Annotated in this window: 11 protein-coding genes; 5 read left to right on the plus strand and 6 right to left on the minus strand. The window is 43.7% G+C overall.

The features are described 5' to 3' along the window. The first annotated feature begins 20 nt into the window (after window positions 1-20). The 3 genes from BJP37_RS11940 (at window position 21) to BJP37_RS11950 (ending at window position 3,327) form a co-directional block, all read left to right on the plus strand. Complete coding sequence (locus tag BJP37_RS11940) at window positions 21-1,532, plus strand: DUF1800 domain-containing protein (RefSeq protein WP_143727576.1); 1,512 nt, start codon at window positions 21-23, stop codon at window positions 1,530-1,532. Window positions 1,533-1,955: 423 nt separating this feature from the next. Continuing rightward, entirely contained in the window at window positions 1,956-2,129 is a 174-nt protein-coding gene (locus tag BJP37_RS39035) for a hypothetical protein (RefSeq protein WP_158069545.1), read from the plus strand. Beyond that, window positions 2,098-3,327: a DUF1501 domain-containing protein gene (locus BJP37_RS11950; RefSeq protein WP_075899019.1), complete on the plus strand. Its 1,230-nt coding sequence runs from the start codon at window positions 2,098-2,100 to the stop codon at window positions 3,325-3,327. The genes BJP37_RS39035 and BJP37_RS11950 overlap by 32 nt, the downstream gene beginning before the upstream one ends. On the opposite strand, the gene BJP37_RS34355 is transcribed toward BJP37_RS11950, so the two are convergent. The 4 genes from BJP37_RS34355 to BJP37_RS11960 all read right to left on the minus strand — a co-directional run bounded on the left by BJP37_RS34355 (window position 3,274) and on the right by BJP37_RS11960 (window position 10,050). Further along, window positions 3,274-3,627, minus strand: a complete 354-nt coding sequence (locus tag BJP37_RS34355; RefSeq protein ID WP_143727578.1) for a hypothetical protein — start codon at window positions 3,625-3,627, stop codon at window positions 3,274-3,276. The genes BJP37_RS11950 and BJP37_RS34355 overlap by 54 nt on opposite strands. Before the next feature lie 38 nt (window positions 3,628-3,665). After that, the gene (locus BJP37_RS34360; RefSeq protein WP_081431149.1) at window positions 3,666-6,320 is read right to left on the minus strand and encodes a WD40 repeat domain-containing protein; all 2,655 of its coding nucleotides are present in this window, start codon (window positions 6,318-6,320) and stop codon (window positions 3,666-3,668) included. A 147-nt stretch (window positions 6,321-6,467) separates the two neighbouring features. Next, window positions 6,468-8,456 (minus strand): ATP-binding protein, encoded by a 1,989-nt coding sequence (locus BJP37_RS34365; RefSeq protein WP_081431150.1) that lies wholly within the window; start codon window positions 8,454-8,456, stop codon window positions 6,468-6,470. A 295-nt stretch (window positions 8,457-8,751) separates the two neighbouring features. Continuing rightward, complete coding sequence (locus BJP37_RS11960; RefSeq protein WP_075899021.1) at window positions 8,752-10,050, minus strand: P-loop NTPase fold protein; 1,299 nt, start codon at window positions 10,048-10,050, stop codon at window positions 8,752-8,754. 409 nt (window positions 10,051-10,459) lie between these two features. Here BJP37_RS11960 and BJP37_RS11965 point away from each other — a divergent pair, with 409 nt between their 5' ends. After that, window positions 10,460-11,485, plus strand: coding sequence for a FliH/SctL family protein (locus tag BJP37_RS11965; RefSeq protein ID WP_075899023.1), 1,026 nt, complete (start codon window positions 10,460-10,462; stop codon window positions 11,483-11,485). A gap of 165 nt (window positions 11,486-11,650) precedes the next feature. After that, window positions 11,651-11,878, plus strand: coding sequence for a hypothetical protein (locus BJP37_RS11970; RefSeq protein WP_070392656.1), 228 nt, complete (start codon window positions 11,651-11,653; stop codon window positions 11,876-11,878). Window positions 11,879-11,942: 64 nt separating this feature from the next. On the opposite strand, the gene BJP37_RS11975 is transcribed toward BJP37_RS11970, so the two are convergent. Together BJP37_RS11975 and BJP37_RS11980 are read right to left on the minus strand one after the other, a co-directional pair. Then, complete coding sequence (locus BJP37_RS11975; RefSeq protein ID WP_075899025.1) at window positions 11,943-12,581, minus strand: restriction endonuclease subunit R; 639 nt, start codon at window positions 12,579-12,581, stop codon at window positions 11,943-11,945. A gap of 179 nt (window positions 12,582-12,760) precedes the next feature. Continuing rightward, entirely contained in the window at window positions 12,761-14,365 is a 1,605-nt protein-coding gene (locus tag BJP37_RS11980) for a GldG family protein (RefSeq protein WP_198954013.1), read from the minus strand. Between the last annotated feature and the right edge of the window lie 267 nt (window positions 14,366-14,632).

Consider the following 14,632-nt stretch of genomic DNA (forward strand, 5'->3'; position numbering starts at 1 on the left):
GGAAGTAATCAACTAATCCAATGTATCTGGGAAAATTGAACCTTAAGCCTGTCTACTGGCTCTTAGGGCTAATCTTGGCAGTCATCCTCCTCTGGGCACTACCCAAGCCTTGGCACGCTGCCAGTTTATCCACTGACCCGAAAGTATTGCATGTCCTCAATCGCGTTAGTTTTGGCCCTCGCCCTGGGGACATCGAACGGGTGAAATCCATGGGAGTTGATGCTTATATTCAGTCCCAGCTTTCCCCAAAATCTATTCCTGAACCGCCACAACTGAGGAAACAACTCAAGAATTTGGATACCCTGGAACTTAATCCAGTGGAGCTATGGAAAGGCTATGCACCACCACAAGGTAAAAAGAAACGGCAGCTGACTCAGCAACAACGGAAGCAGGCTCAAAAGCGATCGCAAATACCTAGGCAGCAGGGATTAGAAGCCCGTTTAATCAGAGCGATCGCTAGCCCTCAACAGCTTCAGGAAGTAATGGTAGACTTCTGGTTCAACCACTTCAATGTTTTTGATAGCAAGGGATTGAATCGGATCTGGGTTAGTTCCTTTGAACAAGATGCCATTAGACCCCATGCCCTTGGTCGTTTTCGGGATTTGTTAGGTGCTACAGCTCACCATCCCGCCATGCTCGTCTATTTAGACAACCACCAAAACACTGCACCAGGAAGTCCAGGAGCTCGTGGTCGATACAAAGGTCTGAATGAAAACTATGCTCGGGAACTGATGGAACTCCACACCCTAGGAGTAGATGGTGGCTACACCCAAGAGGATGTAATTACCTTAGCGCGGATCTTGACTGGCTGGACTACTGACCGTGAAGGTAAGTACGGTGACGGTCAGGGATTTTATTTCCACCCTAAGCGCCATGATTACAGTGATAAAGTTTTCCTGGGTCAATCGATTCCAGGTAGCGGCAGCCTAGAGGGAGAGCAAGCCCTAGACCTCCTAGCTCGTCATCCCTCCACCGCCCATTACATTAGCTATAAATTAGCCCAGTACTTTGTAGCTGATCAGCCACCAGCAAAGCTAGTAGACACTCTAGCCCAACGCTTTTTGAATACCGATGGGGATATTCGTAAGGTTCTCGAAACCCTATTTCAAAGCCCTGAATTTTGGGACACTCAGTATTACAACCGTAAATTTAAATCCCCCTATCACTACATCATCTCAGCAGTGCGAGCTACAGGCAGTAAAAAGCCCAAATGGAAAACCCTCTCTGGTATTATCCGTCAGCTAGGAATGCCCATCTACGGCTGTCCAACTCCCAATGGTTACAAAAACACTGAGAAGGCTTGGCTCAGTCCAGATGGGATGATTCGCCGGGTCAGCTTTGCCACCGCATTAGCCAATGGTAATTTCGAGCAGCGTCAACCTAAAGAAAAGCGTAAACCTGTGGATGCTGTCCAACTCAGGAAAACCCTAGCCGATCACTTTTCTGACCAAACCAAAGAAGTGATCGACCGTAGTCCAGCTAAGCTACAATCCGCCTTGATTTTGGGGAGTCCAGAAATGATGTATCGGTAGTATCTTAGGGAACAGGGAACAGGGAACAGGGAACAGGGAGTAGGGAGTAGGGAGTAGGGAGTAGGGAGTAGGCAAAAGGCAAAAGGCAAAAGGCAAAAGGCAAAAGGCAAAAGGCAAAAGAAACAATATAGCGGTTTTTAGTCTAATCAGGTACAAAAAAATTTTACCTCTTCCCTATTATGACTTTAATGTTAAATTACTGCTCAATACTCCCTAAAAATTGTACCTTACTAGCTACAAAAACGATATACACCTCATAAGTCTGAGAAACGCTATCCTTTTTGAAGGATGACTGATAAATTATGACTGATAAATTATGATTTTTTAGTTGTAAATTGCCATTTAAAAATTTTAATTTTAAATCAATTTTTAATTCAAAATTGGCGATTGTTATAAAATAAATTTATAGCGGTTTTCATAGCTATGATAACCACAGTATTTTTATCCTATTACCTGCTCCCTATTCCCTGTTCTCTATTCCCTGTTCCCAGATCCGCTGTTCCCTATTCCCTATTCCCTGTTCCCTACTCCCTGCTCCCTGTTCCCTATGCTATAAACACAACAAATGAAAAGACGGAAATTATTACAACAAGCTAGCCTTCTAACTGCTGGGGGACTTATCTCTATGGGCAGTTGGGTAGCCAGAGGATTAGCAAATACAGCAACTACTAATCACCGTAAGCGACTGATTGTTATTTTCCTGCGGGGTGGGATAGATGGACTGAATGTAGTTGTGCCATACCAAGAGGCTGATTACTACCAAGCGCGACCGAGAATTGCGATTCCTCGCACCGGGGAAAAAGGGGGAGTCTTGGATTTAGATGGTTACTTTGGCTTACATCCAGCTCTAGCTGATCTGATGCCTCTTTGGAAACAGAAAAGTTTAGCCTTTGTTCACGCCAGTGGTTCACCAGACTCCACTCGCTCCCATTTCGATGCTCAGGATTACATGGAAAGTGGCACCCCAGGCATTAAGAGTACAGATGATGGCTGGATGAATCGACTATTAGGGACGATTCCCAAGGAAATACCAACTCAAGCGGTGAATATGGGCACAACAACCCCACGGATTCTATCCGGTCAGATGCCAGTGGCTAATTTACCGATGGGGAGAAATTATAATCACAAGCTGCCTGTAGACCGTCCCCAAATTGATGCTGCGTTTGATCAACTCTATCGTGGTAATGATGCGATTAATCGGGCTTATCAGGAAGGAAGTGAGGCACGGAAGATACTGCTGGCTGAGCTAAAGGAAGAAATGATGGCAGCTAACCGGGGAGCACCACCTTCCTCTAAATTTGTTGGTGATAGCCGCAAATTAGCCAAGCTGATGGTGGGGGATGCTAAGACCCAACTGGCATTTTTGGCCTTAGGTGGCTGGGATACCCATGTTAACCAGGGCGGTAGTCAAGGACAGCTGGCTCGAAAACTTAAGCCTATTGGACAAGGGTTGGCTACTCTAGTCAAAGCCTTAGAACCGATTTATGCGGATACTGTGATTGTGGTGATGTCAGAATTTGGTCGTACCCTGGCAGAGAATGGTAACAAGGGTACTGACCATGGACACGGCAATGTGATGTGGGTCTTGGGTGGAGGCGTTCGCGGTGGTAAGGTCTATGGAGAATGGCCCGGTTTAGCGGAATCCCAGTTGTATGAAAAACGGGACTTAGCAGTTACTACGGATTTTCGTGAGGTGCTGATGCCTGTGCTCAGGGAACATATGGAGATTGGAGACTCGAATTTAGCCCAAATCTTTCCTGGTTTTAGGTCTAATCAGAGTTTGGGGCTTTTGTAGGGAAATAGAAGTGTCGGGGGAGGGGAGTGCGATCACGTTTGGCCAAAAGGCCAAACGCGATCGCATTTTCTCGACCATGAGGCTCAGAGGTTCGTTCACGAGGCTCAGAGGTTCGTTCACGAGGCTCAGAGGTTCGTTCACGAGGCTCAGAGGTTCGTTCACGAGGCTCAGAGGTTCGTTCACGAGGCTCAGAGGTTCGTTCACGAGGTTCAGAGGTTCGTCCACGAGGCTCAGAGGTTTATGCGATCGCTTTTTAGGATTAATCACACTGGTACCAGTGCGTTCGCGAAGCGTGACCATTCGCGTAGCGTGGCCTTTTGGCCAAGGTCAATCGCTTTTTAGTTGATGCCTTCACAAAGAGTGCGATCGCGTTCACTGACATTCCGGTTATACCTTAGATAATCCCCAGCCCAATCGCAACCACGTCGCAGTAGCTCATCTAGACTACTTAGAGCTAGATCGATATTCCACAAGATTACAGTTTTATCCTGACTAGCAGTAGCAAGAGTCTTGCCGTCAGGGCTGAAGCTAACACTGTTGATGGCAGCACCACTACTCTGGAGGGTTTGGAGTAGTTTACCGTCTCTATACCAGAGTTTAACTGTTCCGTCACTACTACCACTGGCAAGTATGGTGATACTGTTGGGTTTGAAACTGACGCTATTGACTGGACCACTATGTCCCTTGAGAGTTGCCAGTTCATGACCTTGCAAATTCCAGAGTTTAATAGTTTTGTCCAGACTGGCAGTGGCAAGGGTCTGACCGTCAGAGCTAAAGCTGAGGCTAATCACCGCAGCACTATGCCCCTTGATAGTTTTAGGTTTTTCACCTCTCAAATTCCAGAGTTGTACGGTTCCATCCTTACTAGCAGTAGCGAGGATTTTGCCATTAGGGCTGAACTTGACACTGTAAACATCATCTTCATGCCCCTGGAGAGTGCGCATTTCTTCTCCCGTCTCTAAATTCCAGAGTTTTACGGTTCCATCCTTACTAGCAGCAGCAAGAGTTTTTCCATCAGGGCTAAAACTAAAACTATTAAACCACTCCTTACCACTTCGCAAGCTTACTATTAGTTGACCCGTTACCAAATCCCAGAGCCGAACATTTCCATCCAAACCAGCACTGGCAAGTGATTTCCCATTAGGGCTGAAACTAAGACTTGTGACTGCACCTTGATGTCCTACCAAGGTCATGAGTAGTCTACCGTCTCGTCTCCAAAGCTTAACAGTTCCATCGAAGCTAGCAGTGGCAATTGTGCGACCATCGGGACTAAAGCTGACGCTATCAACCGCAGCCTTATGCCCAAATAGGGTTTGGGTTTTGAGATCATACTCCTCAACGCTCCAGAGTCTGACGGTCAAGTCTCTGCTGGCGGTGGCTAAAATTTTGCCATCGGGACTAAAGCTCATAATTGCAATCCCTCTCTTATGACCCCGCAAGATTTGGAGTTCCTGACCGTCCCGACTCCATATTTCAACAGTTCCGTCTAAACTGCCAGTGGCAATTGTCTGACCATCAAGACTGAAGCTAACGCTGTTGATTGTGGCACCAGAACTCTGGAAAGTAAGAATTTCCTTTCCTTGAAGATTCCAAAGTCTAACAGCTCCATCCAGACTAGCAGTGGCAAGGGTCTGACCATCAGGGCTAAAACTGATACTTGTAACATCAGCTTTATGCCCCTTAAAGGTTTGCCCAATTCGGTTGCCTTGTTTGTCCCACAATCTTACTATTCCGTTGCTACTACCACTGGCAATCACCTTACCGTCAGGACTGAAACTGAGACTCGTAATACTAGCGTTCTGTATTGCAAAGGGTTGCCCAATTCGGTTGCCTTGTTTGTCCCACAATCTTACTATTCCGCCGCGACTACCACTGACAATCACCTGACCGTCCCGGCTGAAACCGATACTTGTAACCTCAGTTTCATGCCCCTGGAGGGTGTGTCGTAATTGACCGTCTATACTCCAAAGTTTGACGGTGCCATCAGCACTGCCAGTGGCAAGGATTTCACCATCAGGACTAACACTGACGCTATTGACTGTATCTGTATGCCCTGGGAGAACGGTTAGTATTTCATCATCTCCCCTCCAAAGTTTGACCGTACTATCAGCAATGCTAGTGGCAAGGATTTCACCATCAGGACTGAAAGTGATGCTATTAACCCAACTGTCATAACCTTCCAAACGATTGCGCTCTCTGACTCCATAAAGGGCTTGCTGTAATGCAGCTAAAGTCTGAGTGCGGGTATTGGTTCCTACTGCGATTGCTGACTTAAGTTGTGTTCCTGCCTTTAAAGCTAATATGAGTGGATCAAGTGACTCCCTATGTCTGTTAAATAGGGCTTCTGAGGATTGAGCAAGAGCAAGAGTCTTTAGTATTTTAACTTGTCTCGCAAATAGTAGTCCGGTCAATAGTATTAATACTACCATACTAATCATTTTTTTGACAACTGATGCTCTAAATCGGCTTTTTAAAAACGCCTCTTCTAGTCTTAATTTACTTCGTTCCGCATCTTTTCTTGCTAGTCTCTCCTGTTCCAATTCAGTGATTATTAAAGCTCCTGTCGATTGACGAATAATAGGAACAAGATAGTCGTGTACTAATTGATAGTGCGCAGTCGAAAATTCTGGCAAAAGTAAAACCAATCCTGAGTTTACGAAGATCTCTAATATTAAATCTAGGTTTTCTGTCTCTCCTACTCCTAGATCCAATAAACCCGATCCTAACTCTGCCCTAGACTTGAGTGGTCGAGTGTTATTTTTATCTGTTAGGAGGTATAAAACTAGTCTGGCGTCACTTTCATTCCAATAACCACAGTCTTTAACAACTCCAGCTAAAAATCGCTCCAATAGCTTCTGTTTAGAACCGATTTTTTCATACTCAACCAGTTTATAAATTTTATCTTCTTGCAATTGTAATCCCACAATCTGTAACTCAATGGGACGAACTTCACCCAGCTCTACCGCTAAATCATTAACAAGTTTATTAATCAAAGCAGTTTCTAAATAAAACTGAGGTTTATTTGTTAGTTTTTTTATAAAGTTAACACTATCTTTTATAGAAAAATTTTCTAAATAATAAAGAATATCTTGGCTTAATATGTAATTGATAGTATCTATTTTGTGTGAACGTTGAAATTTTCATAGATAGTGTAGATAGTCTTCCCTTAATGACAAAAGAACTTGAGTATAAGGAATATCGTCAATTGCTGTTTTTAATAATCTCAATAAAAGATTACGTTCGACTCTATCTGGGAGATCCGAAAATAATTCTTCAAACTGATCAAAAATTAAAACTGTTAGTAAGTTTCGGTCACCATTTTCTTGCAACTGTTGCAAGATGCTAGTTACTGAATCTGCTTCAACAGAAAGACTAAGCCCTCTTGCTTTTAGTGAATTAACCAATAACTCGCCCAACTGCCTAACCCAGTCAGTATAGACTCCTATGGCAATTGGCAATACATCTCGTTGACCAATAGCTCTTTGCTTGAGAATTGGAACTAATCCTGCATAGATTAAGGAACTTTTACCAACTCCAGATGGTCCATGAATAACAGTTAATTTACAATTAGTATTGCCAATTCTTTCCACCAAATTATTGATATCTCGTTGTCTGCCAGAAGCGATGATTTCGTCTGCAACCATTTCAGGCTGCTCAAGGTCTGGAAGTTGAGACTTAGTTCTCCTTCGTTTTGGCTCTAATCTCCCTGTACCAATAAAGGCTCGCAAGCCAAACTGTTGCTCAATGGATATTCGTTCTTGTTTAACTCTAAAAGCAGCTATATAGTCACCCTTTTCAAGGTATAATTCTCGCCAGCTTGCCAAAATCCTAATATAAAGCTCTGGAGCATAATGGGGTTTAGTTGCTGCTTTAGCTCTTTCGAAATACTTGATACTGTCTTGATACTTACAAAGACCTTTCTCTGCTATTGCTAATAAGAGCAAATACCAAGCTTTATCAAAAGATTGCATCCGATCTAATTTTGCTTTCTGCTCCGATGAAGTGACTGTTGATTCAGCCGACAAACTAGTTTTCAGGATGGAGAGTGCTTGGTCTGCTAATGCCTTAGCTTCAGTCCAAGCTAATTTATCTAAAGCGACCTCGGCTAGAAAACCATAATCTTTCGCTAACTCAATTGACTTACCATTGGCACTATGGAGTGTTAGAGACCTTTGGGCTAAGGTTTCCAAGTCTTGCCATCGTTGTAAGCGTTGCAAGACTCTGGCAAATTGAGTAATAAATCGGTTAGCTAAATCCTGATCAGATATCTGAGCTAAACTATCAATACATTGCTCAAATAATTTTTTTCCTTCAGTTGTTCCATCATAAGCACACAAGCCGATATGAAATAAAACCATCCCTTGCCAATCCCAGTAGGTTAGTTTTTGCCATATACCTAAGCTTTTATGAAAGTAACGTAAGGATTGTTCAAACTGTTTTTTAGCATAGTAATTGCGACCTATCATGAAGTAAAAACTAGCGTCTAACTCTGGCTCTATTTCCTGGTTATGATGGTGTAAATCTTGCCAAGCTGACTCAAATTCTGATAGATCATCTATCCCCCGATTCAGCTCATACAAAAATTTGTCAGGATCAGAGTCTGGAAAGGTAGCCAAGATATCCTTAGCTTTTTGAGAGAGAGTATAGATTAATTCATAAGATAAGGAATCAGGAGGGGTTTGAAACTCCCTAGTTGTGCCCCAACTCTCCAAATCAGGAGCAACCCGAACCAATTTGGTTTGAACCTGATCATTAATCCACAGCACTAGGGGGAAATGGAAATTTTTCCGAAACTCTTCCCGCACTTGGTTAGTAGCAGCCAGCAAGCTATCAATATCATCAACAGCCTCTAAGCCAAAGACCATCACAGCCCCTGGCTGCTGATTTCCTAATTCCTGCCGAATCTTTCTATACAGTCTGCTATCAGACTTTTTCAGCACAACCTCGCGGATTTGAACAGGACAGGTTTCTCGGAGCCCCTCAGTCATTTGCTGCTGTACATAGGTATAGTTACAGTGTGCAAAAATCAGTGAAAATTGCCCCTGAGAAGCTTCAATTGCCCAAGCCAATCTTTGCAACGCACGCTCGTTGTAGGCAGCAACCTCTTTGGCTCGATCGGAGATACTCATATATAGCAAAGGGAACAGCGGATCTGGGAACAGGTGCGTAGGGTGCGTTAGGGGCGGGCTTGCTATCATGTTCAACCTCAAGACCCTGGTTGAGACAGCCCGCCCCGTAACGCACCACCCAAGGGCGAGCCCTTATTTTTCGCTTCGTAGCCAGCGTTGGGATAGTCCGTCCGAAAATTGTAACAGGCAAGATGCCCGTTCCACCCACCGGTTCAAACAGCAAAAATGAGATGCACCGGATTAGTTTGCCCACCGGACTTTAATTGGTATTTTTTTTACACGCAAGTCCCTAACATCAAACTAGTTCTTTCGCTTCTGCCAAAATCGGATTAACATCAAACCAAGGTTCATCTTGATCATAATACTCATAAACAAAGCGACTGCGGATTAAAATTTGATATCCATCATCTCTAGTCACTTTCTTGTCCTTAGCTACTTTACCCAGTAAGTCCCACTCATCATCAGTGATCGCTAACACAAGTTTATGACGCTGAGCCTTAATCATACGTTCTAGAACATGGCGGGAAAGGGGTAGTTTTCCTTCCTCCATGATCCATTCACGGAGAAACCGAAGCAAATTCCGCACATGACCGCCACTAGCACCACATAAACGGTCTAAGGTTTCAGGACTGTCAAAAATTGCTGTAATTTTAGTCAGACGCTGGTTTGGCTCTAAATCTGGGAATGCTCTTGCTAGCACCATCTGTCGCAGCAGTGCCATTCCTTCTTCATGTTTACTACCGTTGCGTAAATGCACAGGTACCATTGGCAGGACTTTGGGGTCCGTCATAAACCGTTCAGTCACCATCCCAAAGTCATTGGAAAACCGCAGTGACAGTGGAATAGTGTAAACCACGTGACAGCCCAGTCCCCGCAACTGTGCCCCTCGATCCGCAAACAAATATTCTGGCTGAAGACGACCAAAAGGCTTTTGAATAGAATCTACTCGGTCAAGATTATCAACAATAACTACTAGTCCCTTTTTGCCGGTCTGTTTCAATTTCTTGATAGCAGGCTCCAGCACTTCTTGATTAATTGCCTCAATAAGTCCATTTGTTCGAGGCTCTAGATATCCTCTCAACTTATCCCGCTGCTTAGGGCTAGCTTTCCCTTGACTGGTAATGGTGGCAATGCATACAGAGAATTTTACATCCGATAGCTCTATCGGTGTTGTTAAGATATCTTTGACTTCACCGAATAACCTCTGAAAGTACCCTGGTTGAAGGCTAATGCCAGCACTTTCCAGACTTTCACTGACTCGACGGGCGATCGCCAGTAAAATATCGCTAATATCAACATCGCTCATTTCCAAGTCTTGATCGGACTCGAAGTAAACCACATGAAATCCTGACCGTTCTAAATCCAGCTTTAACCTGAGCAACTCCGTAGACTTGCCGCAGCCAATATGCCCAGTAAACAGTTCACAAGTAGGCTGATTAGGTGAAAAGATAGCAATTTTTTTTCTAAGTTTTTCAATAATCTGACCACCGCGTACTGAAGAGAAATCAATGTAATACTTGCGATCCTCTTCATTGTCCACCGCTAAGGTTTTACTGGGGTTGGTAGCTCGGTAAAACGTTTGTAAATCGGTCATTTTTATATTGGTAGAGTTTTTTACCTATTCTGTACCAAGCTGCGGTTGGAACATAGAACGGTTCATCCGAGCTGGCTTTATGCACCCACTCTATTTTAGATCATTTTCGGTTGAACATTTATAAATACTAGATCATAGGGAACAGGGAACAGGGAATAGGGAAGAGTAGGAAAGAAATCCGATGAGTTTTTGGGATGATGCTAAATAAGTATTAATTTTAAGGGTCAGTTTTTAAAAACTGAATACAGTTTTTTTGAGTAAAAAAATAACTAATTATCAGCTATAATAATTATGAGTTACAGATAATTTTCTCCTACTCCCTACTCCCTACTCCCTACTCCCTACTCCCTATTCCCTATTCCCTACTCCCTACTCCCTACTCCCTTTCCTATAGTCTTTAGAGTGCTCCATGACCAGAAACGTCCATGACCAATTTGCCAAACAATGTCTTAAAGAACTCCTCGACCCCCTGGGGAAAGTAGAAACCAGCTGGAAAGTGCCTGGGGAAGTTCAAGAAATTGATGTTTACTTTTTGCCATCTCAGCCACTAACCACCAATGGACAAAGCCTGGGATTACTCGGAAAACTGGCCACAACTCCTGCCATATTTGAACCGTTCCGCAACCCAGTCAGTAAATTTGAAGTGCTCACTTGTATCGGTAAACTGATTCAGGTTCATGGTCAAGTTTTCCGTCAGGCTAAGCGAACTAATGCCCAAGTTAGGGTGATAGAACTGCCTCGTTTATGGATTCTCTCCCCAACCGCTTCCGAAGAGTTTTTAGAAAGCTTCAATTTCCAAGCAGATCTAGTTAATTATCCCAGGGGGATGTACTTTCTGGGGAAATCCTTGTATACGGCCATTGTGGCGATTCACCAACTACCAGTGACCCCGGAAACCTTATGGTTGAGAATTCTTGGTAGAGGTAGAGTGCAACAGCAAGCGATTGAAGAGTTGAAATCCCTACCGAACGGGAGTCAGCACAAAGACAATATCCTAGAATTAGTATATGACATGCTCGCCATCTTAGAGGCACGTATCAAACAAAATCAAAACCTTGAGGAAGATGACCGGGAGTTAATCATGCAATTATCTCAGATATATCAACAACGACTGGAATTGGCTACCGAGCTTGGCAGACAAGAGGGAATAGTGCAAGGTAAACAAGAAGGAATAGTGCAAGGTAAACAAGAAGGACTAGTCGAGGGCAAACAAGAAGGACTAGTCGAGGGCAAACAAGAAGGACTAGTCCAAGGTAGGCAAAACGAACGTCGTAGTATGGTCACCTACTTATTGCGTAGCCGTTTTGGTGAACTAGACCAGGAACTGCTGGCAATCATTGAGCCATTGATGGCACTCTCTCCAGAAGAATTTACCCCCCTACTATTACAATTGTCTCGACTAGAATTATTGACTCGATTTGGAGAGCAAACATAGTCGCGCTTGGGTCTTGGCAAGAGGCAAGAGGCAAGAGGCAAGAGGCAAGAAAATAGATAGGAATTTTGGCTAATGGCAATAACGGTCACCCTTGTCTTGAGTCAGCGCGGCACTGCATCGCTTTTTCTAATTCATTCGGAAATGCTATTTTAATTTTAAAACGTCATGTCAACAAAGTATCGCAGCGTAGTTTATGCTTGGAAGGGAAGAGGCTGGACTCAAGAAATTAAATGGCTTCGTATAGAAGGTGAAGAACGTCCTGAATGGAAGGACCAACTGTGGGTAAATTTCTTAACCCACATGGCTCAAGAGAAATGGGAACTTGTTTCAACAGCACCCCTAGGAGGTGGTGAAGGTTCAGTTTATGGAATTGTTGCCTACTTTCGGCAGTAAAATTGGGTTGAACAGACTAAAAAATCCCAGTTTAACTAAAAACTATAGCCGTTTAAGTTGAGAGTTAATCTAGAAGCGCTATAGCTTTAATAACTTGTAGTAATTTAATCGATGACTCCGATTCCATCAGGTTTAATACTGGCATCAACTGATAAATCGGAGGATTGCCAGCTTGGATATAAATAAACTGATAAATGTATCCGTTAGTCGATAGTCCCCAAACTGAGTCTTGATGGTCTAAACTCTTATAGGCATAGGTCAGTAATTGAGGTAACCCAACGGATACGTCAGCACTACTGTTTTTAGTTTCGATAACTAAGACCCAAAACGATACTTTATCTACTGTCTGTTGAGCTTTGTTAATTGCTAGAATATCTAGTCTACCAGTAATTTTGGTATCCTGGTCTTGAATATCAATATCAGAAATCCCTTCTTCCAAGGAAATCTTTATTGGAGAGCGATAGAAGCCAGCTAATCGCAGTAAGGGAAAAACAGTTAGGGCTTTTACCAGTCCTTCAGATACTTTACCCGCGATCAAGTAATTATCAAAATCAGTCCGAATTTGTTCCAACTCCCGTTGCTCAAATTCAGTGATAGTGTCTAGGGATAACCGGGAAGTTAATGAACTATTGTATTGCCGTTGAAAGCCAAAGGTATGATGCACATCTTCTAGAGATAGGTGACTAGCTTGTAGAATTATCATAGGTTTATAGGATTATGATAGGTTGATAGGGATCCGTGTAGGAATTCTAAAAATTCTTGATCCCATATTCCCAGGGCGTGCCCTTGACCCGTAATTCAATTCGCCACGGGTCGCACCGCTCCCTACTCCCTACTCCCTACTCCCTACTCCCTTTCCTATAGTTATATCAGTTACCAATGCTAACGGCGTTGCCACCACACCAACCCAGCTGTGGTAAACCCAACTAAGGGCATAAGTAACAGGGCAGTCCAACCCAGTAACTCAGCCTGGATTGCTGTTAGGTTAATCCGTCGATTGTTTTGTTCTTTAGGGCGGATAGATAGGACTTGATCATCTTGCTTGCTTAACCAGCTAATGGTGTTGAGAAAAACATCACCATTTAATTGCTGATCAAACCAACCATTGGTAGCAAAATTAGAGTTACCATAGACTACCAAACGAGCTGACGAGGTCTTTTTATTACCATCCTCTTTAGGAGTAGCTTGATCAATCCCTTCGGCTTTGCGGCTTAATGCTACACCTAAGATTAACGGACCAGGGCGATCGCGTTCTGGATTCAATTCCAGTGGCTGCTGTTTAGGATTGCTCTCAGCCCAAGTTCTGTCATTGGTAATCAGCAGAGGAGTCTCCTGGATACCATCTACTGGGGTAATTAAGAGCGATCGCGCCCAAGGATAAAAGGAAAATCCGTCGGCAAATTCCCTGGTAATGGGATGATTCCCGTAGCTGGTCACCATGGGAGTTGCTGCACCAAGCACTAAGGAACGTTCTGGAGCAGACGGGTCAATCACTAACCTACTGTCTAGCTTAATTCCCCAGTCTTTGAGAAAGCTATCCAATTTAGGATTAGTATCAGGGTCGAGCATCAATAGTAAGCTACCACCCTTGGATAGATAGTTACGTAACCCTTTGACTTCTTTTTCTAATAATGGTCGCATCGGACCTGCACTAACTACGATTGATGCATCGGCTGGAACCTCTGAGCGTTCAGCTAGGTTAAGGGGTTGAACCGTAAAATTTTTATCCTCTAGAACACGTACTGCCTCAGATAATCCCCCTTCTACTTCTGCTAAGGATTTTTCTCCGTGACCTTGCAGGAAGTAAACCCTAAGCGAAATTTCCCGAGTCAAGGTTTCGATACCACTAGTAAGACTAGCTTCTGACAGAGGTTGGGTATCATTAACAGCTTGCAATAATTGTTGCTTGTCTTTATATTGTAGATAAACCTCTCCGATAGACTGAACACCAAATTTCTGAGCTAGTGCTGGTTTTAGCTGAGGGTCAACAAACTGAAATTCAAAGTTTGACCCATACCGACGAAAGTTCTCTAACAACTCTCGGTCATCTGGATTAGGTTGTGGGTTAAAGATCCAAACCTTAAGGGGCTGTCGTAAATTTTGCACCACTTGCTGGGACTGGGGTGACAGAGTATATAACTGATTTTCTGTTAAATCGATGCGTTGGGTATAGCGCACCCCTATAAAGTTAATCAGCCCCAAAATCACTAACATAGCTACCGTAGAAATAATAGCATTGGTTCCGACTTGGGTAGAACGGCTTTGCCAAAATTTCGGGGCCAACCGGGCTAAAAATACTAGCCCCACAAGACTAATGACAATACCAGCAATCAGTAATCCTAATGCGTCTGGAGACCATTTTTCAGTCATAATCCTGACAGTGATTCCCGCCATGGTCAGTAGTGGCCCGAGCCAGAAAAGGTAAAGGAGATACTTCTTGGTTTTGCTTGTCTTCATCTCAAACCTCACGGCAGCTGCAACTATCATTACTGATTGTAAGCATTCAGCTTAACCTGCTAGGTATTACCCATTAGGCTTAGGCGTTAGGCTAATGGGGGTTTGACAGGGTAATCCTGGGTTCCCGTAGCGGCTCTTTGAGAGCATCCCTTTGAGAGCATCCCATCGAACTTCACCGGCTAATCCTGGGTTCCCGTAGCGGCTCTTTAAGAGCATCCCATGGAAATTAAGACGGTAGTAATGTGATCCCGTAGCGGCTCTTTGAGAGCATCCCATGGAACTTAAGAGGGTAATCAT

This window comes from Moorena bouillonii PNG, assembly GCF_001942495.1.
GTDB lineage: Bacteria > Cyanobacteriota > Cyanobacteriia > Cyanobacteriales > Coleofasciculaceae > Moorena > Moorena bouillonii.